Origin of the sequence: Alkalicoccobacillus porphyridii, from assembly GCF_007293315.1 — a bacterium.
Classification (GTDB): domain Bacteria; phylum Bacillota; class Bacilli; order Bacillales; family Bacillaceae_D; genus Alkalicoccobacillus; species Alkalicoccobacillus porphyridii.
Genome location: NZ_VLXZ01000001.1, coordinates 523081 through 545797, shown reverse-complemented (window position 1 = coordinate 545797; position 22717 = coordinate 523081). Strand labels below are relative to the sequence as shown.

Sequence of the window (22717 nt, the reverse complement as noted above, 5' to 3'; positions counted from 1 at the left end):
GAATTGTTCAGTTAACTAAAGTATGGTAGCCTATGCGTATAAGTGTCTTTTAGAATTGAGGTCATCCATATGCAAACAAAATATAGCAAAATTATCGAAGTAGTGAAGTCTCGTATCTTAGACGGAACCTATACGCCACACAAAAAGATAGGTTCCGAGAGCATGTTTATGAAAGAATTTGGAGTCAGTCGACATACCGTTCGGGTTGCCTTAGGAGACTTGGTTAAGGATGGCTGGCTCTATCGCTCTCAAGGGTCTGGTACATATTGTGCGGACCGCTCCATCGATAAAGCGAAATCAGTGAATCAAAAGAATATTGCGATCATCACCACCTATATTTCCGACTATATTTTTCCTTTAATCATTCGAGGTGCCGAACCATATCTCGCCAAAAAAGGATATCAGGTTAGCTTATATAGTACGAATAATGATGTAGAGACAGAAAAGAAAGTACTTGAAATGGTTTTATCTCTAGGTGTGGATGCAGCCATTATTGAACCAACAAAAAGTGCGCTAAACAATCCAAATATTAACTATTATTTTAGTTTAGAGCGTGCAAACATTCCATATGTGATGATTAATGCATTCTATGATGAGCTGGATCCACTTTGCTTGATTATGGATGACGAAAAAGGCGGTTTTATGCAAACCGAGCACCTTATTAAGCAAGGGCATAAGGATATCCTCGGTTTCTTTAAGACAGATGATAGACAAGGTGCTAAACGTAAAAAGGGCTACATAAAAGCACATCGCGCGCACCAGCTACCAATTCTGCCTGAGAATATCATTGATTATGACTCAGAAAGCAAAGCGAATAAACCTAAAGAAACGCTAGAGAGTATTCTCGAGGATGAAAACCGTCACCCGACAGCCATCGTCGCCTATAATGATCAGTTAGTTGTTAACCTTCTAGACGTGCTTCGCCTTAATAAAGTGTCAGTTCCCGATGATATCTCCATTGTCGGCTTTGATAATTCTTATTTAGCAACAGCAACAGAAGTAAAACTAACCTCGATTGATCATCCGAAGCAAAAGATGGGCGAAAGGGCAGCTGAAATGATTATTGGTCTCATCGAAAATCATCAGGAACCTAATGAGAAGACATTTGAATCTATGATTTATAAGCCTAAACTTATCAAGCGCCAATCAACAAAATCAATATAAGAAAAAGTCCGCAAAGGTAGCGGGCTTTTTTTGTTGCGATGTTTAGGTGGAACCAAATGGAATTTGAATCGTAAAGAAATGCAGGGACATACATAGAGGATAATGATGGAATATTTTGATTGCATTTGGAGAAATAGGTTTACTTTTGCAATAAACAGTCTATAGGTAAAAAAGTTAAAGTGATGAATGGAGGTGAATAGTATGTCAAGAAGACCATCGTCAAATCGTTCAAGAGGCTCGAGCTCCAGCCGTCGGTCGTCCAGTAGCTCAAGCAGCAGACGCCCTTCTTCAAATCGTCCTTCCGCAAATAGAAATGCACGAATTACTTCATCCTCAAAAAGTAGCTACCGTCGTTCGGGAGGAGGTTTTTTTGGAGGGAATCGTGGATATGGAAGCCATCGACGTGATACATATTATGGTCGGGGAAATCGTGGCGGAGGCCTAGGGTGCGGGTGTACGGTCGTCCTGCTTGCTATTATCGCAGCAGCGGTAGTAATTGCTTATTTCTATATTCAATCTTTATAGTACACAACATAGGGGGATCAAATAATGTCAGAGTATGAGATAGCTGTGGGATAAAACGAGGCTACTGAAAAAGTCATCTAGAAATGAGCTTAAGCACCGCTACAGGAGAAAACTTCGCTTTCCACGGGAACGGCCTCAGCCCTTGAAGTGGAAGGGCGCCACTTCAATGTCTTCAGACTCGTTCTGTTCCGTAGGAGTCTGCGTTTTCTCCTTCCGCTCTTATTCCCGATCAGACAAATGACCATCATTCCTGTCTAAAGAAATGAGGGTTGTTTTTTTGTTTGATAGAAGGTTCACTATCATATAAAGCTTCTTTTTCAGTAACCTCGGTAAAAAGGTTCATTGTATAAGATGGCGAAGCCCGTTAGTACAGGTACTCCCTCGGTAAGTGTACCCCATTTTCGGGAGCGAAGATCGAAGAACTCATACTCAGACTTGCCCCAATTTCCTTATGTACATCTGCAAGTAAATAAGTTGAAAAGTTATCTGGACTCCACGTAAGTCATCTCTCATATACTTGATGCCACCACTCTCACCAAGCGGACGAAAATGGTGGGCTGACACCTGCGGGATGAAAAGGTTCATTGAGATAAAAGGGCGAGGCCAGTTGCTCAGGTACTCCCTCTGTAAGCATGCCCCCATTTTCGGAAGCGACAACCGAAGAACTGTTACTCAGATAACCTCCAATTCTTCTATGTACTTAAGCGTGTGAAGTGTATTTATGGAGTAACATCTATCCTTATTTGTACAATAAAAAAGCTGAACAATGAATGGAGAGACTCCAACATTCTTCAGCTTTTAGATTAGTAATAATTCTTTTGTCCCAGAATCATTTCATATCAGGGTCCTTGTTATCACAAGGCCTTTTTTTCATATTCTGTTTTACTAGTTCGATCCTTACCTTCTCCTAAGCTAATAATAGCTGGAATAAATAAAGGAAGGATGACTAGACCAAATAACATTAGTCCACTTACCACAACGGTCCCAATTTGCATTAGGGAAAGTACTCCAGATGGCATCATCGCGCCGAATGTTCCAGAGAGAATAATGGCCGCAGTAATAATAACTGATCCCATTTTAACCATGGATTTCATTAACCCTTCACGGACCCCTATACGTTTTTCCTCTTGATAACGGTCAAAAAGGAAGATAGAGTAATCAACACCTAAAGCAATAAGCATGACAAAACCGAAGAATGGAACAGCCCAGCTAATGCCGGAATAACCCATAATATGAACAAACACCAGCTCAGTAATACCAAGAGAGGTATAGTAGGATAGAACGAGTCCCGCGATAATCACCAAAGGTTGCGTCCACGAACGAAGCAGTACCATCAATGTTAAAAATAATCCCGCCAAGATAATGATCACCGTTCGATTAAAGTCAGCAGATGAGATCTCTTCAAGGTCGCTGTTTGTGCTGGAAACCCCGGAAAACTCAATCTCCATGTCCTGTAAAGGTGTACCTTGCACAAATTGATTCACAGCAGCTTTTATTTCTCGAGTAGCTTCAATGGCCTCTACGGAATAAGGGTCGTCTTTAAGGCTTACCTCCAAGCTTAACCCGGTTCCGTCTGTGAATGTGTACATGTCGATGATCTCTTGGAAATCCTCGTTTTCTAACAATTCATCAGGAATATAAACCCCTGTGCCACGTACATACTCAGCGTTAGCCAAATTAGATGAAAATTCTACAGCATCCTCAAGGCCGCTTTGAAGCTCGCTTAAGCCTGTATTCACCTCATCTACTCCGTCAGCTAACTGAGATAGACCAGCTGAGAGCTCACCTATTTGTGCGCTAGCACCTTCAAGCTCAGCTGAACCCTGGGAGAGCCCTGCACTAATCTGTTGTAAATTTTGTTGAATGGCTGCCAGCTGTGCAGAAGCCGTCTGAATATCTTGAGTTTGTTCAAGCTGCATAGAGACCATACCAAGCTGTTCGCTTAATTGACTAAGACCTGTTGCAGCCTCTGATAATGAACCTCCTGCATCTGAATCTGTGCTGCCAGAAACCTGATTACTAATTTGTCGCAGCTGCTCTGAAATTTGTTGCAAACCGTCTTGCATATCTTCGGTACCGGATACGGCATCGTTTAAGCCTTCACTTAACTCATTAAGTTGATTGTCTACGTACAGCTCATCTAACTCTTCTCCTGCTGGACGAGTTAAACCAACTACTTGATCAACTTCATCTAAGCCTGCTACAAATCTAGATAATGCTTCGATATGCGCAAGGTTTTCTGGAGTGACCATGTCATCTTCGCTATCAATAATGATAGAAACCGGAAGAGCGTTGCCAATACCAAAACCAGATTCAATGGCACGTAACCCTTTTACAGAGTTAGCATCTGCGCTAATTTCATCCACGTTATTAAAGGAAATATTATGATTATATATGATTAGAAAAGGAACGGTTATAACGGCAACCACTAGTAGAGAAATCACTGGGCGGAAGATAGAAAGCTTGCCCAAAGCACCCCATAGGCGATTGTCAGCGTGTGATCCTACTTTCTTTGATGGCCAGAACAATTTTTCTTTTAACACAGCCATCAGAAATGGAACAAATGTATATAAAACAAGTAGCAACACGGCAATGCCCACAGCTACACCAACAGCGGATTGATAGATGGCAAAATCCGCAAAGCCAATGGCTGCAAATCCAATAAACACGGCAAGCCCACTATAGAAAAGCGTTTTACCAGCTGTACGATACGTTGTTAAGATAGCTTTTTGGATATCATGACCGGCAGCTAATTCCTCTTTATAACGACTTAACAAAAGAATACAATAATCCGTTCCAATTCCAAATAACACGGCGACCAAAAAGATTTGCGTGTAATTAGATATCGGAAAATCAAACCAATCCGCCAAAAAAGCGACGATGGATTGACTGATTAAATATGTTAAGCCAACAGATAATAACGGCACAAGTGGTGTAACAAGGGCCCTGAACACAACGAGTAATAAAACAAAAATTAAAATGACTGTAATAATCTCTGTTTTGGCTAAGCCTTCCTGTGAAGTAACATCTACATCGTGATTAATTAAGGCCTCACCAGTAATGTATACTTCGCCATCCGTCATAGACAAGGATTGGAGCTGCTCGCCAATCGCCACAGCATCATCACTGCTGCCATCAATCGTAATTGGAATGAGAGCCACACTGTTATCTTCAGACACAAGCTGGTCTTTAATCTCATCTGAATCAAACAAGGAAATCACATCAACATCCACAGGATAAGTGCCGCTCTCGATTTCTTCAATTAAGCTCTGAACGTCATCTTCTTGCTCATCAAATGACTGATCAAATTCAAGGACAACACTAATCGTTTCTTCACTCTCACCAGCATTGTCAAGGATAGCCGAGGCTTTACTTGAGCTAAACGTATCAGCAAGCTGAACAGAACCTTTTTCCTCCACAAGGTCTGCCAATGGCGGCGCAAGAAAAAATAACAAAACAGCTAAAATGACTAATGCAGAGGCAATGCCCCACTTATACCGTAATATCAAACTCATGTTTCGTCCTCACCTTTATTCTTTTGTATTGGGGTATGTGTTAGAAGGCGTTCTCTTACTTTGCCTAGCATCTCAATAAAATAAGACAAGTCTTCTTCTTTAAAATCACTAAACAGATTTCCGAAGTAATCGAGCATAATTTGCTCACATTGTTCCATTTCTTTTATTCCTTCAGCAGTGAGTTCAGCATATTTCACCCGATAATCGTCTTCAGATCGCCTAAACCAAACTAAGCCATTTTGTTCAAGCTTCTTTAATCGAGCTGAGATTGCACTTTTGTGTAGGCCTTGAAAGGAGGCAATTTCCTTTGAAGTAAGTGGACCCTGTGAATCAAGAATGCTTAATAAATCAACCTGCTCAAAGGACATGACCTTTACATCCTTGGAGGCTAGCTCCTTAAAAAACTGCTGTTGACCATAGACCATAATTTCACAATATAAACCTATTGCCTCTGAAAGCTGGTTTCTCAAAGTAGTTCACCCCCTAAACTAATATAGTGGATTTAGTTTAACCCCTAAACTAAAATAGTGCAAGAGATAATTTGGCCAATTGAAGATTTTATTAAATCAGGAAACAGTAATCATTTATTTAGTGCTACGAAATAATTAGGTTAAAAATAAATCTGTAAGGATTATTCATTAGAAGATGAAAATATGTCAGGTTAACAAAGACCGGCGGAGCAAGTAAAGGGTAAGGAGGATGGTACCTGATGTTTTTAAGATAAATGTTTTATCACCTTTGAAGCTCCTGATAAATATCGGGAGCTTTTTCCCATGTTAAAAGACCTTCTCATACAAGTGACCTCTCTGATATGCTTAGTTCATAGACACCTTAGATAAACAGGAGGATTTAATGTATGAAGAAAAAATTAGTTGGGCTATTACTCGCTGCGAGCTTACTAGTTATAAGTGGATGCAGTGAACTAGAACAAATGTTTATGCTTGATTCAGCCAAGGGAGCAGACTCAATGGTTGAAGGAGAGACCGTTGTTTCTTTCTTAGACGTTGGTCAGGGCGATGCTACTTTGGTACAGACAGATGAGGCAACGGTGCTAATTGACTCAGGCAGACATGATCAACGAGTAATCTTCGACCATCTAGACGAATTAGCCATCGATTCTCTTGATCTAGTTATTTTCACACACCCTCATGCCGATCATATAGGAAATGGCGACTTAATAGTAGAAGAATACAATCCTGAAGAAGTATGGATTGATGGAAATGAAACGACTTCTCAGGTATTTGAACGATTGGTCGACGCCCTTCTCGCATCAGATGCGAATGTCGTTGAACCCATTGCAGGAGAAACCTATCAATTTGGAGCGCTACAGTTTGACGTGTTAAATCCTGGTGAAGAATTAACAGGTAATTTAAACAACGATTCGATTAGCTTTATTATGCACTACGGTGATGTCAGCTTCTTATTTACCGGAGACGCTGAAAGGCCAGCTGAACAAGCAATGGTTAATACAGGCATCTCGTTATCAGCAGACATCTATCATATGGGGCATCACGGGTCAAATACCTCAAGCCATGATTTTTTTATGAATGAGGTCTTGCCTGAAGTAGCTGTTTACTCCGCTGGTGAAAAAAATAGCTACGGTCACCCAGGCGCAACGGCACTCTCTCGAGTAGAAGCTACGGGAGCAGAGATATTTGGAACAATAGAAGATGGCACGATAACCATACGAACGGATGGCACAACGTTTGAAGTGGATACTGCCAATGATTAAAAGTGGAGGGTCCAATATTGGGCCCTTTTCTTACAGATAGGGGGAGAGTATATATGAGGAACGCCATTTTATTTGATCTCGATCAAACTCTGTTAGATAAGGACCTATCTTTAAAACAATTTGCACGTCATCAATATGATAGCTTTTCCTTACATGACTATACGGAACTTGAACCCTTCGTAATAGAATTTGTGAAGCAACATCATCAAGTCCAATCTAAAGAGACGGTGTATGGCAAATTAATAGATACCTTTTTAATGGACAGAACCCTCCTTTCACCCCTAGTAGCGCACCTAGATCAACATTTTCCAGCTGCCTGTATTGGCATTCCAGGTCTAATTGAATGCTTACAAACTCTCAAGCGGAATCAGTATAAAATTGGCATCATCACAAATGGGCGCGATTCATTTCAAAGAGAGAATATAAAAGAATTGGGCATCTTACATTTAGTAGATAATATTGTGACTTCGCAAGATTTTGGGCGAAAAAAGCCTGATCTATCCATATTTCTACATGGGTTGGGAAATTTACAGGCAACTCCACAGCAAGCTATTTTTGTAGGTGACAGTCTGACTAAGGATATCGTACCATCTAAAACTTTAGGAATGAAAACGATTCTGATGGGTCCAGCCCAAGTACACCCTGATATTGATACATCTTGTTCAGACTTATATCAAGTTTTATCAGAAATAAAAATCCTCAGTAAATAGACAGGAATTACGAATTTCTTATAAAAATCTTTTTCAAACATAAAGATCTGTACATTAATTAATAATAATTAAGAAATATTGGGAAACGTATAAAAAGTATATTAATGTAAACTGAATATTAATATAATATCTGAGAAGAAGGGAGGAACATGAATGGAAACGCTTGTCGCACCAGAGTTGGTCGGATCTAAGCTTGTTGAATGGTATAGTTGTATTGTAGAAAATGATGTTGAACAAGCAGAAGAGTGTAAAAAGAACGTTGATGAGTTAATATCACAAATGCGAGAACATAGAGAACATAAGTTAGTTGGGACTCATTATAAGCTTGTAAAACTTAGGCATGAATTTATGTTGAAAAAGTTAAATATGGAAGTTACACCCGAAGAGTTAGAAAATATGAAGATTGATTCTGAAGCGTCAGATGAACGATTAAAATATTTGTATTACTTTATGACAGCTATGTATGAGGTATATAAATCTAGATTCAAATCAGCCGTTAGAATATTTGAGATTGCTTCCCGTTATCTTCATAATGTCAATGATGTTTATGAAAAGGGAGAGTTCTATGGAATATATGGATTTTGTCATTATAGATTAGATGATTTTACTAGTGCTGTTAAATTCACAAAGAAGTCTATGGAGATTTTTAGTGAATCAGGATCGAAATATGAAGAGAAAATTTTAAACGGGCATCTAATACTGGCTTATATAGCTACCGAATTAAATCAATATGAAAAAGCAGAAGAAATTTATAATCAAATTACTGAGAAGTCACATTTGTACCCTTACACAGACATTATTGTAAAAAGGGGACTGGCTTTAAATAGAATAAGACAGAAAAAATTAATAGAAGCTAAAAGTTATTTAATTGAAAGTTTAAGTATTTCGGAGATTGAAGGTACTGTAACAGAAGTTCGAAATAAATATAATTTGGCAAATACTCTCTATCGATTAGATCAACATCAAAAAGCTAAAAAAATATTAGATCAAGCAGAAGAAAAAGCATTAGAGTATAATATGATTGAACAAATTGCTAAAGCAAATATAACAAGAGGGTTGTATCAAGAACATCGAATAGAGATTATTAACGAAGGTTTAGAAATGTTATATGAGAACGAATTATTTTTTGAATTTTCAGAGATGTCAGAAGAAGTTGCGGATTACTTTGAAAAAAACAAAGATTATTTCAATGCTTTTGTGTATCTTAAGAAGGCTCATCATACGCCAAATAATATTAAAATACTGGAGGAAATACAATGAAAAAATTTATTTTGGCTACATTTTTAGTATTAGGTTTAGTAAGTGTTACAAGCTTAAGTGGGACTGATACTACAAATGTTTTTTATCCATCTGACAAAGGTGATTATCAATAATTAGTGTCATTCCTCGCTTCTAAATTTAATCCTCAGAATGAATACCTTTTCTGTAACTCACTCTGAATAGGCCCAGCTTAAAGACAATTAATCTTGCTGTATCTTTTGGCTGGCCGATTTTTTCAAATGCCTCCCTGTAACACCTGCTTAGCTTTTAAAAAGAGCCTCCTTACTACATTCCATTTAATATAAAAAAAGACTCATTAGCAAGGGAGATTAAACATGTCTTCATCTTTTCGGGTGCGAGCTGGTGCGTTTATTATTCAAGACGATGCTATTTTACTGATTAAATATCAGGATGAAAGTGGATTTCATTATAATCTTCCGGGTGGAGGTATTCACTTCGAAGAATCACTAGACGAAGCGCTCAAACGTGAATTGAAGGAGGAGGCTTCAGTTGATGTTATTGTTGGTGGGTTGGCGTTTGTCTATGAATATTTACCCCATCTAAATGAATCTCGTTATGGAGATTGTCCTTCTTTACAATTTATTTTTAAATGCAGGATAATGGATGATCAAAAGCCTGAATTACCTGCTAATCCAGATCCTTATCAAATAGGTGTTGTATGGATGCCCCTATGTCAATTGAGTCAAATAAAGCTTTACCCTAATTTAAGCACTCATTTAATTATTCACGCAAAAACCCCAAAATATATCCCCTATATTAAGGAGCAAGACATTCAATAGATTCCCGCAGCCCTTCAAATTATATAAATAATAGACGATATAGTATGTAGAAACGGATATTTTGACTTAATATGTAAAACGGAGTCTTTTTAAAAATTTGAAGGGGTTTTCACGATGATTAGTAGAGAAGATGCTTTATTCCATGCCTCTTCCATTACCAAGTCTTTAGCGGCTGCTAAAGGGCATACTCATTTTATTAAAACAATTGCAAGCTTGCTTAGAAAGTATTCTCGAAATGAACAAGCGTATAAGAATGGCGATGAGTTTATTCAGCTCGTTCTTAGTGAATTTTGCGATTACCTTTCTAGTCTTTGTGTGACTATTGATAAACATCGGGATGAGATTCGGATGAAGGCGATATCTGAAGAGGAAAAAGCCTTATTTTTAGTAGAAGCAAATGGTATTCACTTTGCGTTACAGAAAATGTTAAATGAGTTGAAGAGAGATTCGTACCATGATGTAATTATATATAATGAAACAGCGATGAGTTATCTCCCAGGTTTACCTGATGGATGGACGGTTTCTAAAAAAGGACAACAATTAATCGTGAGCGAACGAAATGAAGGTTTTGAAGTAGTAAATAAAGCGAACTGAAGGAGGGGGGGTTTTGGATATTGCTTTATTATCAATGGCCATGAGTCAAGCTAATGTGCAACAGCAAGTGTCTGTAGCTGTTATGAAGCAAGCGATGGGTACAGCGGAGCAGCAGGGGAAAGCCATTCAGAATTTGATGGAGACAACGTCGTCAGCTCCTAGTCCCCATCCTCAATTGGGTCGGAACTTTGATATTCAAGTTTAGCAGAGGCTATGCCTCTGTTTTTATTATATTGGATGAAATTTCTATAATTTTTCTAAAATTTTATATTTACGCGTAACGCATATTTTTTGTAGAATATAAGTGGGAACGAGAAAGGAGACGAATTACTTGTATACAGAACGAGACGCACTCAAACAACGAATGGAACAAATTTATGAAGAAAGAAAAGCAAGCGCAGAAGAGTTTAATGTTATTTACAACCGCTTAAGAGAGCTAGATGCCATGGAAGAAACGGGAGATTCAGATTCTTACATTGAAACGACACCCAAGCCAACAAATGAACAGCAAAGACCTATCCGAGCTAAGCGAGATATTATTGAACCCTTTATTGTGAAAACACTAAAAAACTCTACTCTTTCTTTAAATGCAAAAGAAATAGGGGCAGAGCTCGAGCGAAATAATATCGTTTATAATGAGAGCTCGTTATACGTTATGTTAAATAAAATCGTAGAAGAAAATAAACACATTACGAAACCATACCGTGGTCGATATGCATATGAGGCCCTAGAAGATTAATCATAATAAATGAGACGATGCCCTTTCGCTACATAGCGGGAGGGTTTTATTTTATTTTTACTTAAACTGTAATTAGTAAATATACTGGAAAAAACGAGAAAAAAGAGAAGCGGATATCGGGAAAGAGGAACGGATATCGGGGAAGAGGAGCAGATATCGGGGAAGAGGAGCAGATATCGGGGAAGAGCCGGCGATATCGGGAAAGAGGAACGGATATCGAGAAAGAGGAGCAGATATCGGGAAAGAGGACTGGATATCGGGAAAGAGAAGCAGATATCGGGAAAGAGAACCGGATATCGGTGACTGAAAACGAGCATACGCGCTATCACCTTACTCAGCGTCGCCACGCCCACTACTAAGCACCATCCCTGTTTCAAAACGCAAAAAGAGAGCACCCCGAAAAGGGATGCTCTCTTTTCAATTCTATTCTGTTTTCCGCTTAAACATCCAGCGATTATAATAGAAAAATTTTGCAGGTAGTCCGCCGAGTTTTAAAAGAGCCTTTGCGTCTTTTTGCATTTGTGGGTGTGCTTTTACCTTGGAATCGGCGAGGTAGATGGCATAGAGTCCTCGTTTGATTAAAAGGTGGAAAGAGGCATCCGGTAGTTCTTTTAATTTATTTGTTGCGGTTTGGTCTAGGAAGTAGACGCGTTTGATGAGGTCTTCATGGCTTTCGTAGTAGCTGGTGAAGTTCATTTCGTCTTCGGCGCGGTCTTCTTCTTGGTCGATAAAGTAGTCTAGCATGATGTGTAAGCCTTGTAGCCATGGGAAGTAAGCTTCTTTAATTTGAGTTGACTCTTCTTTTGAGCGAACACTTTTTGCTGCATAGGCTGCAAGGCAGTATAGTCCAAGTGTCGATGCTGTGCCACAGGCAAATTCGTACCAGCGCATGTCTGGAGCGTGATGTTTGTTAGTTTCATAAAAATGCATGAGTAGTGGCTCTCGTAGGCTTTTTTCGACGTGCTTATAGACTTGGAAGTCAATGTAGAATTGAGCGACTTCTTTCATATCCTCTTGCATGTTCTTAAAGCCTGGGAATGTCTCAATCGTTTGTCTACATGTAGTGACTAATTGTCTTAAGTATCCGCCATCGTAAAAGGGTTGGCGGTGCTCGTAATAGTCGTAGTAGGGTTCGCCTGGACTAAGGCTGTCGAGTAACGCATGATGGATGGAACGAAAGTCTTCTTGATCATGGGCATCGTTTTTATCACATAGGGTATCTAAATAATCACAGATGCTTTGGTAGGCGACCATAAATTGAATATATGCATCCTGTTTGTCGCCTGCAAGTAGCCCAAGAATACTGCCACCTTCACAGTGGAAGGTCTTATCACTAATGGTCCAGGTTGCTTGGTCACGGATGTCTTGATCAGGAATCTGTTCTCCAACCTGTTTCCACTCTTTTAAGTGCTGCCTTGCTTTTGGAATGGTTTCTTTTGTTGCGCGAAGAAGAATCTGTAGTGAGTTAGAAGGAACCGTTGTTGACATAATGATTTACTCCTTTTGAATTGTAAACTCTGTATTATATCTATCATCTATGATGATGTATGAAATCTCAAGCAATATGATAAGCTCACCTTCATTTTAAATGAAATACGGGCTACATGGAATCAAAGATACCATTTTATATGATAGAGTGAAATGAAGGAAGAGGGAGAGATGTGCAAATGAGACTTTATATAAGTGGATATGGAACTGTGAGTCGTGCACTTATAGAGCTGCTTTTGAAAAATAAAGACCGGTATCCGTTGACTTTACAAGTTGTCGGGATAATTGGTCGGGAAGGGTTACTTGAAGATCAAGCCGGACTGGATCTAGAAAAATTACTACAGGCGGGGTCTGGTTCGTCAGGTATACGGGCATATGCTGAACAAGAAGGAATTAATCTACAATCCGCCTATACATTTAAAGGTGATGCATTAATAGAGGCAACTCCTACGAATATGAATGATGGAGACCCTGCTTATAGCTACATAAAACAAGCGCTACAAGATGGTTTAGATGTAGTCACGATTTCAAAAGGGGCACTGGTGCATCACTTTCATGAACTGAGTGAATTAACACTAAGCAAGCAAAGCGTTCTTAAATATAGTGGTGCTGTTGCAGCAGCTTTACCTACATTAGATGTAGGGCAGTATTGTTTAGCTGGTAGCACCATCACTGGATTTGAGGCAGTACTTAATGGGACGAGTAATTATATTTTGACAGAGATGATGGACGATCAAACTTATAGAGAAGCATTACAGCAAGCACAGAACAAAGGTATCGCAGAATCAGATCCTTCATTAGACGTGTGCGGTGTTGATAGTGCAAACAAGCTAGTTATTCTCGCAAATAGTTTATTTATAGGTGCCTGGTCGTATTCAGACGTAGAGGTTGTGGGGATTGAGACTCTTAAAGAGGAAGAGGTCACCACGGCGAAGCAACGAAATCAAACTATTCGGCTTGTGGCGAAAGCTGAGCAACTCGAGAATCGGCTTTCTCTTTCGGTTAAACCTGAGCTATTAGAAAAGGATCATTTACTTTCAATAGTTAAAGGCACCAATAAAGGGATTGTCTTTCGTACAGAAGAAATGGGCGATTTGTTTGTTTCTGGAGGAGCCTCGAGTCCTACAGGAGCCGCCGCCGCTGCAATAAAGGACTTACTAAATATAAGAAGAAAGTGATCACTACACCATGTTAGACTTGTAGAAAGAGATGCGTAAAATTTAGGAGGGTGAACATGACACAAAAGGAACCACTTCCACCGCTGTCGATGTATACCATAACAGCGAAATTGTTTAGCCATATGGAATCAACAATTATTGAACAGATTGGGCAGCAAGCAAAACCGTATATTACAAAAGGGATCAGGCAATTTGGTTGGGATCGTGCACGTAAGATTTCTAATCAAGCAACTGAGGAGGGAACGGCACATCGTTTAAACGATTATCTGCTAAGCGATCCGAGAGCAGAGGATGTAGATGAGCAAGGCACGATCTATGCGTGGATGGCTCAGTTGTTTGCAGAGGTAACCAAACAAGTTGTTGATCAATATGGAGATAGTGGAAAAGATGCTGTGCGAGAGGCGGTGCGCAGATTTGGTGAAGAGCGTGGAGAAGGCATTGCTCATCGGGCTGCACATCTTGGTTTTCCAAACACTATTCAGCATTATCTGTCTAATTATGATATGGGTCGTAGTGAGTTGTTTGAATTTGAAAATGTGTTAACAGAAAACAATATTGAACAAACCTTTACCAAGTGCCCGTTTGGAGAGCAATGGGTTGAAGATGGAATGGGTGAATACGGCATTCTTTATTGTGAGATGATTGATCCGGCTGTAGCTAAGGGATTTAACTCTGACTTTGAAGTGGAGCATGATCAATACGTCATTCATGAGGGTGTCTGCCATTTTCATTTTTCAATGAATAAGAAAGAGGGGAAGCAATTATGACAAATCAAGAGCGAGTATGGCAAAGAATTGAGAAGCTCTCTGCAATCGGCAAGACGCAGGATGGTGGAGTAACAAGATATTCTTATACAGATGAAGAGGCAGCGGCAAATGAGCTGGTGAAATCATTTATGGAAGAGGCGGGTCTTGAAGCGGGCTATGACTCTGTCGGAAACTTATATGGCATCCTAAAAGGAGAAAAGGACGAGACGATTCTCATAGGATCACATGTTGACAGCGTGCCAAATGGTGGAAACTTCGATGGGCCACTTGGTGTATTGGGTGGTATTGAAGTGCTACAGACACTTCAAGAAGAAGGAATTAAGCCAAAGCATACCTTAAAAGTGATGGCATTTAAGGATGAAGAGGGGTCTCGCTTTGGTCTTGGTATGATTGGAAGTCGCGCAGTTGCAGGAACATTAACACAACATCAACTTCAACAACAGGATTCCGAGGGTGTGTCAATCCATGAAGCGATGACATCCATGGGGTACGATCCAACGGCTGTATCTGAGGCGGCACTTACTCAAGTAAAAGCATATATTGAGCTCCATATAGAACAAGGAAAGATATTGGAATCAGCGCAAGTGCCAGCTGGAGTTGTCAGTGGGATCGCTGGGCCAGTCTGGTTACGTATGAAGCTAACAGGAGAAGCGGGACATGCAGGATCAACTCCTATGAATCAACGCCGAGATACGTTAGTTGCTGCAAGCTTGATCATTGCTGAGATTGAACGGATTGCCCTTCAACATCCAGATCTTGTTGCTACTGTTGGTCAAATTGCGGTAAAACCAGGGGGAACAAATGTTATTCCTGGTTATAGTGAATGGACGTTGGATTTAAGGCATGTAGATGAAGCAGTGCGAGATCAGGCGGAAAAGCAAATTCGAGACGCAACTGCGCAAATTGCTAATGAGCGCGATTTGGAATTAGAAATAGATGAAATGCAACGAATCTCACCAGCTCCTTGTTCTGAACAAATTCAACAACTGATTCAAACCAGTTTGGAGGAGGCAGGCATTAAACCGATCACGTTGCCTAGTGGCGCTGGTCATGACGGAATGCAGTTCATTGGAAAGTGGCCGATGGGGATGATTTTTGCTCGATCAAAGGACGGGATTAGCCACAATCCAAAGGAATGGACCACAAGCGATGACGTAGCGACTGCCGTAAACATTCTTGACCGAACAGTACGTGCATTAGATCAAACCTGATGAAAAGAAAAAAAGCAGTGGGCATATACGCTCACTGCTTTTACGTCGTGCCACGATGATGTCTACGGCTCCACATGCGGTAGATACTATATACAACCAATAAGAAACCAAGATAATAGATGGCAACCATAAATAAGTCACCAGGATTGTTCATCAGGGTACTGCCTACTGTTGCAAACAGGATCATGGAAGGGATTTTTCCTATCGTAGATGCTAATGAATAAACACCTAGTGAAACACGACTAAGAGCAAAATATGAGTTAGCCACAATCGAAGGAATAACAGGAACCATTCTGCTAATAAAAATGGTCATAAACGCATTTCGTTCAAATAATGCGGTGATTCGATCTAACGATTTGTAGCGTGAAATCACTCTTCTGCCCCAATCCTGGAAACCAAACCTGATCGCAATAAACATAATAATAGAAGCGACAGATGAACCAATCCAAGTCACTAAACTACCGATAGCGGGTCCATACATCACGCCGAGAATACCACCAATGATCGGAAATGGGATCACTGGAAACAAGGCAAAAAGCGTAGCTGCAATTGTTGTTAATATAATGGATTGTTCACCGTACCACTGAATCCATGTAATAAGGTCTAGCCTATATATATATACGAATATGCCAATGGTTAGAAATAACAATAAAATAAAGAGTTTACGCTTCATCATTCACCTCATAAATAGTGCATTCTATTTAGTGTAGCAGATTTCTTTTAGTGTCATCTTTCTTTATGTGACAGTGGCGTGAAAAAATCCACTTGATTTTTTTGAAAAAGAATAATATCATAGCATTCAGGAAAACGTTTTCCTAAATTTTATAGTTTTTTAAAGCGATTTATCAATGATTTTCTATAATTAATTGCATATAAGAGAAAAACGTTTTCCTGAATTAATTAACTGGAGGTTGAATAGTTGAAAACACTTTATGGCATTACATCAGCATTGGTTACTCCCTTTAATGAAAGCGGATTCGTAGATTTAGAGAAAGTAAAAGGTTTAACTGAATTCTTAATTGAAAAAGGAGTCAATTGTCTATTTCCTTTAGGTACTACGGGTGAGATGAATAAATTAAACGTTGACGAAAGAAAGCAGGTTGCAGAGGCTGTGGTAGCTCAAGCTGCTAATCGAGTTGTAGTTTATATTCATGTAGGATCAAGTACAGAGGAAAGTACGATAGAGCTAGCAAAACATGCCCATTCCATAGGTGCAGATGGAATTGGTATAGTAACGCCTTATTTTCTTGGAATTAATGACGAGGAATTAGAAGAGTATTATGTCAGGGTAGCTGCTGAAGTTCCAATTGATTTTCCTGTATATCTTTACAATATTCCTCAAGCGTCAGCAAATGAGTTAAGTCCTGAGGTGGCCCAACGTATCGCGAATAGATCTGTGAATGTAATTGGAATTAAATATAGTTATCCGGATTTCATAAAGTTATCGGATTACACAAATATTAATGATGGAAACTTCTCTGTTCTGACTGGTACAGACAGACTTTTAGTTTCAGCGCTAGCAATGGGATGCGATGGAACGGTTTCAGGAATATCAGGAGTGTATCCAGAACCATTTGTCGCAACTTATAAAGCATATACAGAAGGTAATATTCAACAAGCTCAAATTTACCAAAAAGAAGCAGAGAGATACTGCCTTGCATTAAAAGGTGGCACTAACATGTCTTACTTTAAAATGGCTTTAGAAAGTAGAGGAGTTGACGTAGGTTCAATGAAAAAACCTCAATTGAATCTATCAGAAAATCAAGTAACAGAATTAGAAGAAGAGTTAAAAAGCTTAGACAGACAGTCTAAATCCATGAGTGTATAATCATCTGTAGTAATAAATGCAGATGGAGGAATAAATATGAGAAAAGTAACAATAAAAGATGTGGCCAAGGAGGCAGGTGTTTCAATTAGTACTGTCTCTAAAGCCTTAAATCATAAAGGTTATGTAAGCAAAGAAACAGTTGATAGAATTCAGGTTGCAGTCAAAAGCCTTCGTTATCAAGTGAACGCTAATGCACGCAGTTTAAAGTCAGAACGAACAAATAAGGTAGGCGTCATCATATCTGATATTAGTAATCCGTATCTAATGTCAATTGCAAAAGAGATTGAAACAACAATCCGTTCAATTGGTTGTCATATGATACTTATGAGCCATAACGACAATGTTGAACAGGAACGCGAATTACTGCAACTTATACTAGAGCAGCAAGTAGACGGACTTGTCATCATTCCAACAGGATCAAATCGAGAACTCGTGCAGCATGTTCAAGACACGGGTGTGCCAATTATTGCTGTAGACAGACGTACAGATGGAGTGAATACAGATAGTATTGAAGATGATAATTATTTTGGATCTTATGAAGCCATAAATTATCTAAGCAGTCTTGGACATAAGAAGATTGCTGTGTTATTTGGTCACCTTAATCATTCTAATGGTCGTGCTAGATATGATGGAGCGGTTGATGCTTTGAAGAATCAAAATCTACTGATCACTAGATATATAAGACAAGGAAATTTTAATGAAGAGAATGCATTCCGTGAAACACAAGAATTACTTCTTCTACAAGAACCCCCTACAGCTATATATAGCTGTAATAATACAATGACGATAGGTTTATTGAAGGCTATCCAAGAGCAAGGCTTATCAATCCCGAACGACATATCTGTGATTGCTTTTGGAGACAGAGAACAATGGGAACTTATCAAACCAAAATTAACATTAATTACTCAGCCGCTTAAAAGAATTGGGACTGAGAGTGCAAGCTTATTAAAGAACAGGCTTACAATTTATGAAGAATATGAACCAAAGAAAATTGTAATTAAACCTAGACTTGAAATAGGAGAAAGCTGTAAATATCTCAGTTCAAAGTGAGGGTACTAAGATGAAATATCCATTAAATATTATGCTTATTTTTACTGCAGTATTAATGAGTGGTTGTCAAATGCTTGGTCAGGAAGAAGATCCATTAACATTTCCAACCGATCAAATTAGCTTAGTTGTTCCATTTGCATCTGGTGGCGCATCGGATATGGTTTCTAGAGCAGTAGCAACGCAAATGGAAGAAGAGTTAGGGGTTCCTGTTACAGTTGTCAATAAAACAGGTGGATCCGGCGCTATAGGTATTTATGATGTGATGTCAGCACCACCTAATGGATATCGTATTGGATACGTTCCTGTTGAGTTAGCAATGTATGGGGGGCTTGAGTTAGCTGATATAGAACCTTCTGAGTTTGAATATCTGGCGAGGCTAATGGCAATTCCCGCTGCAATTACAGTGTCTGCTGATGCACCTTACGATAACATTCAAGAATTTATTGACTATGCAGAGGAAAATCCCTCCCAAATTCAATTAGGTAATTCTGGAACGGGGTCGATTTGGCATATTGCTGGGACGGCTTTGGCACAAGAGATGGATGTAAGTTTTAATTATGTCCCATTTGAAGGTGCAGCACCTGCAGTTAGCTCCCTAATGGGTGGGCATATTGATGCTGTGTCAGTAAGTCCCTCAGAGATTAAATCTGGATTAGATAGTGGAGATTTAAAAGTATTAGCTGTGATGGGAGAGGAACGAGACCCTCTTGTCCCTGATGTGCCAACTTTGAAAGAAGAGGGTATTGATTTAGTTATGTCCGGTTGGGGCGGTTTCGTAGCTCCTAAAGGTACTCCTAATGAGATTGTTGAAGCTTTTAACTTGGCTATTGAAAATGCAATGAATGAAGAAACCTTTCAAAGTCTTGCTTCGACAAGGGGGCTTACTCCAGCATATTTACCAAGTAAAGAGTTTAAAAATTTTGCTATAGATCAATATGAATATTTTAATGAATTAATCCCTACCATCAGGATGAATAATTAAATCATTATTATATTACTTGGAGAGTGTTTTGAATGAAAAGAACGAACCTCATTTTTAATATTTCTTTTATCTTTGGAAGCGTTTACTTGTTTTTTGTTACTTATACATTTCCAACACGTTTTGGTGTAGAGGATTCAGGTCCAGCCCTGTTTCCTAGGTTTGCTCTAATTGCTCTTGTCGTTCTACTTGTACTTGATAGCATCATGATACTGAAAAATAATAGCGATAAACCTATCTTTGATCAGAACGAAAAAAAGAAGTTAAAAAGTCTTGTATTATTTAACATCATTATTTTTCTGTTTATATTCTTATTAGGTAAAGTAAATTTCATCTTCTTATCCATTGTATGTTTGTTTATTCTATGTAAGATATTAAAAATTAATTGGAAATCATCGATTATCACTTCATCAGTACTAAGTTTATTTATCTATTTTGTTTTTGTTGAAGGGTTGAACATTATTTTGTAGGAGGTACCAAGATGGAGACGATCATACAGTTATTTCAACCAAGCGTTATATTATTCATGTTACTTGGTACATTCCTAGGTTTATTTATTGGAGCTTTGCCAGGGTTAACTGCTACTATGGGTGTTGCTGTATTAACTCCGTTAACTTTTTGGCTTGCACCTTCAGAAGGTCTTGCTATGTTGATTGCTATTTATTGTACAGCTATTTTTGCAAGTGGTATCCCTGCAATCCTGGTAAATACGCCGGGTACACCAGCATCAGTAGCTACTACTTTTGATGGGTATAAGTTGACACAGCAAGGTAGGGCTGGAGTTGCAATGGGGATAAATGCAATATATTCAGGGTTAGGTGGGCTTGTTAGCACAGTATTTTTAATCGTTGCAGCTATGCCTTTATCCAGGGTAGCTTTGAGCTTTGGACCAGCCGAATATTTTGCACTAGCTGTTTTTGGATTATCTATTATGATTAGCGTTGCATCAAATTCTATTATTAAAGGATTAATATCAGGTGCTATTGGCCTTTTTATAGTCACGATAGGTTTAGACCCTATATTAAATATACCTAGGTTTACATACGGGCATCCATTACTTCTAGAAGGTTTTTCATTCATACCGATCATGATTGGGTTGTTTGGTCTTGGTGAGGTATTTAATCAAATACTCTCTAAAAATCAAAATATTCATGTGAAGTCTAGGGAGATTGGACGCATCATACCTAATAAAAAAGAGCGTAAAGAAATACGGAAACCATTTATTTTATCATCCTTGCTTTCTACCTTTATCGGTGTTATTCCTGGGGCAGGTGGGGACATTGCTTCTTTTATATCATGGCAACAATCAAAAAATTTAGCTAAAGGTAAAAGAAAAAAAGAGTACGGTCATGGTTCATTGGGGGGGTTAACTGCATCAGTCACTTCAAATAATGCCGTCATTGGAGGGGCGTTTACGACAATGATGACGCTAGGTCTCCCCGGAGATGCCGTAACTGCTATTCTTATAGGGTCATTAATGATGTATGGTTTAGATCCAGGGCCAGCACTATTTACTGATCATCTAGATATGGTTCATTTAATATTCGGCTTACTCATCGTTGCAAATATATTAGTTATTATTGTTGGGCTTTTTGGGGCTAAACTATTCTCACAGGTTATGAGAGTTAAACAAGAATTCATTTGGGTTTCGGTTGTAATCTTCTGTGTCATTGGTGCTTATGCAATCAACAATTCTTATTTTGATGTTTGGGTCATGGCTATAGCAGGATTATTTGGATTATTATTTAAGAGGCTAGAAATACCACTCGGTCCTCTAATCTTAGCTTTAATTTTAGGTCCAATGGCCGAATCTAATTTTAGACGCTCGTTAGTCATTAGTCAGGACGCAGGTCTTATGATATTCTTTACAAGTCCTATTGCACTTATATTACTTATCATCGCCTTTCTATCCATGGTGATACCAATAGTAAGAAAGCTTCTAAATAATAAAAAAGCTATAAATTAAATAAAGCAGGTGAACAAAGTGTCAGTAAAACCAAAAGTTGTTGTTGTTGGAAGTATAAATATGGATATGGTAACAAAGTCGAGTCGTTTTCCCAAGAAGGGAGAAACGATTACTGGCGTTGGATTCGATCAGTTTCCAGGAGGGAAAGGCGCCAATCAAGCCGTGGCAGCAGCTAGGCTTGGAGCAGACGTGACTATGATTGGGGCGGTAGGCAATGATCATACTGGACAGGCTTTATTAGAACATCTTAAAAAAGAGAAAATAAATACAGATTTTATTAACGTACATCAGACAGTATCTACTGGTATGGCACAAATTACGGTAGCAGAAGAGGATAATCATATCATTATTGTACCGGGTGCAAACCACGCGATATCTAAAGAACAGATCGAATCCGCAGTAGATGTGATCAAAGAAGCGGACATCATGCTGTTACAGCTTGAAATTCCACTTGAGATGGTAGAGTATGCAGCAAGTGTAGCAACACAGTTTGGTGTAAAAGTCATTTTGAATCCTGCTCCAGCTCAAGAGCTACCGGGCGAATTGATTGAGCTATGCCATTACATCACGCCAAATGAAACAGAGCTTACTGAACTGACTGGTGAAACCGACATCATAAAAGGCACACAAAAGCTACTGTCTGCATCGGTTGACGCTGTAGTTGTTACATTAGGCAGTATGGGTGCTAGCTATAGAAGAGCAAAGGACAACGAGAATACGAATATTGTAGGAATTCATGCAGAAGTTGTTGATACCACAGGTGCGGGGGATACGTTTAATGGAGCACTTGCTGTTGCTTTGGCTGAAGATAGTGAGCTAGAGAAAGCCGTTCCATTCGCAAATGCAGCAGCAGCTCTCTCGGTAACCAAGTTTGGTGCGCAATCCGGTATGCCAACTGCACAGGAAATGTTGAAGTATAAAAGCAATGAATGATATTATCCCAATTCATTTTTAACTGATTACGAAAAAATATGTTGAATTGAAGTACTGGAATCAAAGGAATCCAAACAATGACAGCTTAAACGCCATTGTTTGGATTTTTTATTGTAGCAAATGGCTGATTAGCTCAGGCAAAATGGAAGGAAGAGTGCAAAGACTATCCTGTGCTAGCTTTATTCAAAAAAAGCCTCTTTTGAAAAGTGAGGACTCTTTTTCCCAACTGAAAACTAGCAAAAACCGCGCCACGAACACGTTCAATCGCGCTATAATAA

22 protein-coding genes are annotated in these 22717 nt (G+C 39.1%); 18 read left to right on the top strand and 4 right to left on the bottom strand.

All coding sequences use genetic code 11. The features are described from left to right. The first annotated feature begins 69 nt into the window (after positions 1-69). Complete coding sequence (locus FN960_RS02525) at positions 70-1164, top strand: GntR family transcriptional regulator (protein WP_143846793.1); 1095 nt, start codon at positions 70-72, stop codon at positions 1162-1164. 201 nt (positions 1165-1365) lie between these two features. Beyond that, the gene (locus FN960_RS02520; RefSeq protein ID WP_143846792.1) at positions 1366-1689 is read left to right on the top strand and encodes a hypothetical protein; all 324 of its coding nucleotides are present in this window, start codon (positions 1366-1368) and stop codon (positions 1687-1689) included. An 854-nt stretch (positions 1690-2543) separates the two neighbouring features. Here FN960_RS02520 and FN960_RS02515 read toward each other — a convergent pair. Both FN960_RS02515 and FN960_RS02510 read right to left on the bottom strand, forming a co-directional pair. Then, positions 2544-5204, bottom strand: a complete 2661-nt coding sequence (locus tag FN960_RS02515; RefSeq protein WP_143846791.1) for an MMPL family transporter — start codon at positions 5202-5204, stop codon at positions 2544-2546. After that, positions 5201-5674, bottom strand: coding sequence for a MarR family winged helix-turn-helix transcriptional regulator (locus tag FN960_RS02510; protein ID WP_143846790.1), 474 nt, complete (start codon positions 5672-5674; stop codon positions 5201-5203). The genes FN960_RS02515 and FN960_RS02510 overlap by 4 nt, the downstream gene beginning before the upstream one ends. Positions 5675-6060: 386 nt before the next feature. On the opposite strand from FN960_RS02510, the gene FN960_RS02505 reads away from it, so the two are divergent. From FN960_RS02505 to FN960_RS02475, 7 genes are all read left to right on the top strand, one after another. Continuing rightward, positions 6061-6936, top strand: coding sequence for a ComEC/Rec2 family competence protein (locus FN960_RS02505; RefSeq protein WP_143846789.1), 876 nt, complete (start codon positions 6061-6063; stop codon positions 6934-6936). 53 nt (positions 6937-6989) lie between these two features. Further along, positions 6990-7646, top strand: coding sequence for an HAD family hydrolase (locus FN960_RS02500; protein ID WP_143846788.1), 657 nt, complete (start codon positions 6990-6992; stop codon positions 7644-7646). Between the two features lie 153 nt (positions 7647-7799). After that, entirely contained in the window at positions 7800-8906 is a 1107-nt protein-coding gene (locus FN960_RS02495) for a response regulator aspartate phosphatase (protein WP_143846787.1), read from the top strand. A 335-nt stretch (positions 8907-9241) separates the two neighbouring features. Beyond that, a complete protein-coding gene (locus FN960_RS02490; RefSeq protein WP_143846786.1) occupies positions 9242-9706 on the top strand; it encodes an NUDIX domain-containing protein in 465 nt (154 codons plus the stop codon). 114 nt (positions 9707-9820) lie between these two features. After that, positions 9821-10300: a hypothetical protein gene (locus FN960_RS02485; protein ID WP_143846785.1), complete on the top strand. Its 480-nt coding sequence runs from the start codon at positions 9821-9823 to the stop codon at positions 10298-10300. Between the two features lie 13 nt (positions 10301-10313). Next, complete coding sequence (locus FN960_RS02480) at positions 10314-10505, top strand: YjfB family protein (RefSeq protein ID WP_143846784.1); 192 nt, start codon at positions 10314-10316, stop codon at positions 10503-10505. A 126-nt stretch (positions 10506-10631) separates the two neighbouring features. Further along, positions 10632-11039: a Rok-like winged helix domain-containing protein gene (locus FN960_RS02475; protein ID WP_143846783.1), complete on the top strand. Its 408-nt coding sequence runs from the start codon at positions 10632-10634 to the stop codon at positions 11037-11039. Positions 11040-11462: 423 nt separating this feature from the next. Here the strand turns inward: FN960_RS02475 and FN960_RS02470 are convergent, their stop codons facing one another. Continuing rightward, positions 11463-12527: a tetraprenyl-beta-curcumene synthase family protein gene (locus tag FN960_RS02470; RefSeq protein WP_143846782.1), complete on the bottom strand. Its 1065-nt coding sequence runs from the start codon at positions 12525-12527 to the stop codon at positions 11463-11465. A gap of 179 nt (positions 12528-12706) precedes the next feature. On the opposite strand from FN960_RS02470, the gene FN960_RS02465 reads away from it, so the two are divergent. From FN960_RS02465 to FN960_RS02455, 3 genes are read left to right on the top strand one after another with little or no spacing between them, the layout of a single operon-like run. Next, on the top strand, positions 12707-13705 hold the full coding sequence (locus FN960_RS02465; RefSeq protein ID WP_143846781.1) for a homoserine dehydrogenase: 999 nt from the start codon (positions 12707-12709) through the stop codon (positions 13703-13705). Between the two features lie 56 nt (positions 13706-13761). Next, positions 13762-14472 carry an L-2-amino-thiazoline-4-carboxylic acid hydrolase gene (locus FN960_RS02460; RefSeq protein WP_260681896.1) on the top strand — a complete coding sequence of 237 codons (711 nt, stop codon included), beginning with the start codon at positions 13762-13764 and terminating at the stop codon, positions 14470-14472. Beyond that, positions 14469-15683 carry a Zn-dependent hydrolase gene (locus tag FN960_RS02455; protein WP_143846780.1) on the top strand — a complete coding sequence of 405 codons (1215 nt, stop codon included), beginning with the start codon at positions 14469-14471 and terminating at the stop codon, positions 15681-15683. Before FN960_RS02460 ends, FN960_RS02455 begins: the two co-directional genes overlap by 4 nt. Positions 15684-15723: 40 nt before the next feature. Here FN960_RS02455 and FN960_RS02450 read toward each other — a convergent pair whose 3' ends face one another. Beyond that, on the bottom strand, positions 15724-16359 hold the full coding sequence (locus FN960_RS02450) for a TVP38/TMEM64 family protein (RefSeq protein ID WP_260681895.1): 636 nt from the start codon (positions 16357-16359) through the stop codon (positions 15724-15726). Positions 16360-16602: 243 nt separating this feature from the next. Between FN960_RS02450 and FN960_RS02445 the strand changes: the two genes are divergently transcribed. The 6 genes from FN960_RS02445 to rbsK are packed head-to-tail and all read left to right on the top strand — an operon-like array spanning position 16603 to position 22439. Further along, positions 16603-17511 (top strand): dihydrodipicolinate synthase family protein, encoded by a 909-nt coding sequence (locus FN960_RS02445; RefSeq protein ID WP_143846779.1) that lies wholly within the window; start codon positions 16603-16605, stop codon positions 17509-17511. Positions 17512-17547: 36 nt separating this feature from the next. Next, complete coding sequence (locus tag FN960_RS02440; RefSeq protein ID WP_143846778.1) at positions 17548-18561, top strand: LacI family DNA-binding transcriptional regulator; 1014 nt, start codon at positions 17548-17550, stop codon at positions 18559-18561. 10 nt (positions 18562-18571) lie between these two features. Then, positions 18572-19543 (top strand): tripartite tricarboxylate transporter substrate binding protein, encoded by a 972-nt coding sequence (locus FN960_RS02435; protein ID WP_143846777.1) that lies wholly within the window; start codon positions 18572-18574, stop codon positions 19541-19543. Positions 19544-19575: 32 nt separating this feature from the next. Next, positions 19576-20010 (top strand): tripartite tricarboxylate transporter TctB family protein, encoded by a 435-nt coding sequence (locus FN960_RS02430; protein ID WP_143846776.1) that lies wholly within the window; start codon positions 19576-19578, stop codon positions 20008-20010. A gap of 11 nt (positions 20011-20021) precedes the next feature. Next, positions 20022-21506, top strand: coding sequence for a tripartite tricarboxylate transporter permease (locus tag FN960_RS02425; protein ID WP_143846775.1), 1485 nt, complete (start codon positions 20022-20024; stop codon positions 21504-21506). Positions 21507-21524: 18 nt separating this feature from the next. Then, positions 21525-22439, top strand: a complete 915-nt coding sequence (gene rbsK, locus FN960_RS02420) for a ribokinase (RefSeq protein ID WP_143846774.1) — start codon at positions 21525-21527, stop codon at positions 22437-22439. Positions 22440-22717: the final 278 nt, after the last annotated feature.

Bases quoted from the DNA above. Each gene is read 5' to 3' on its own strand.
- FN960_RS02525 (WP_143846793.1), top strand. From the start codon at position 70: ATGCAAACAAAATATAGCAAAATTATCGAAGTAGTGAAGTCTCGTATC.
- FN960_RS02520 (WP_143846792.1), top strand. From the start codon at position 1,366: ATGTCAAGAAGACCATCGTCAAATCGTTCAAGAGGCTCGAGCTCCAGC.
- FN960_RS02515 (WP_143846791.1), bottom strand. From the start codon at position 5,204: ATGAGTTTGATATTACGGTATAAGTGGGGCATTGCCTCTGCATTAGTC.
- FN960_RS02505 (WP_143846789.1), top strand. From the start codon at position 6,061: ATGAAGAAAAAATTAGTTGGGCTATTACTCGCTGCGAGCTTACTAGTT.
- FN960_RS02500 (WP_143846788.1), top strand. From the start codon at position 6,990: ATGAGGAACGCCATTTTATTTGATCTCGATCAAACTCTGTTAGATAAG.
- FN960_RS02495 (WP_143846787.1), top strand. From the start codon at position 7,800: ATGGAAACGCTTGTCGCACCAGAGTTGGTCGGATCTAAGCTTGTTGAA.
- FN960_RS02490 (WP_143846786.1), top strand. From the start codon at position 9,242: ATGTCTTCATCTTTTCGGGTGCGAGCTGGTGCGTTTATTATTCAAGAC.
- FN960_RS02485 (WP_143846785.1), top strand. From the start codon at position 9,821: ATGATTAGTAGAGAAGATGCTTTATTCCATGCCTCTTCCATTACCAAG.
- FN960_RS02470 (WP_143846782.1), bottom strand. From the start codon at position 12,527: ATGTCAACAACGGTTCCTTCTAACTCACTACAGATTCTTCTTCGCGCA.
- FN960_RS02465 (WP_143846781.1), top strand. From the start codon at position 12,707: ATGAGACTTTATATAAGTGGATATGGAACTGTGAGTCGTGCACTTATA.
- FN960_RS02460 (WP_260681896.1), top strand. From the start codon at position 13,762: ATGACACAAAAGGAACCACTTCCACCGCTGTCGATGTATACCATAACA.
- FN960_RS02455 (WP_143846780.1), top strand. From the start codon at position 14,469: ATGACAAATCAAGAGCGAGTATGGCAAAGAATTGAGAAGCTCTCTGCA.
- FN960_RS02450 (WP_260681895.1), bottom strand. From the start codon at position 16,359: ATGATGAAGCGTAAACTCTTTATTTTATTGTTATTTCTAACCATTGGC.
- FN960_RS02440 (WP_143846778.1), top strand. From the start codon at position 17,548: ATGAGAAAAGTAACAATAAAAGATGTGGCCAAGGAGGCAGGTGTTTCA.
- FN960_RS02435 (WP_143846777.1), top strand. From the start codon at position 18,572: ATGAAATATCCATTAAATATTATGCTTATTTTTACTGCAGTATTAATG.
- FN960_RS02430 (WP_143846776.1), top strand. From the start codon at position 19,576: ATGAAAAGAACGAACCTCATTTTTAATATTTCTTTTATCTTTGGAAGC.
- FN960_RS02425 (WP_143846775.1), top strand. From the start codon at position 20,022: ATGGAGACGATCATACAGTTATTTCAACCAAGCGTTATATTATTCATG.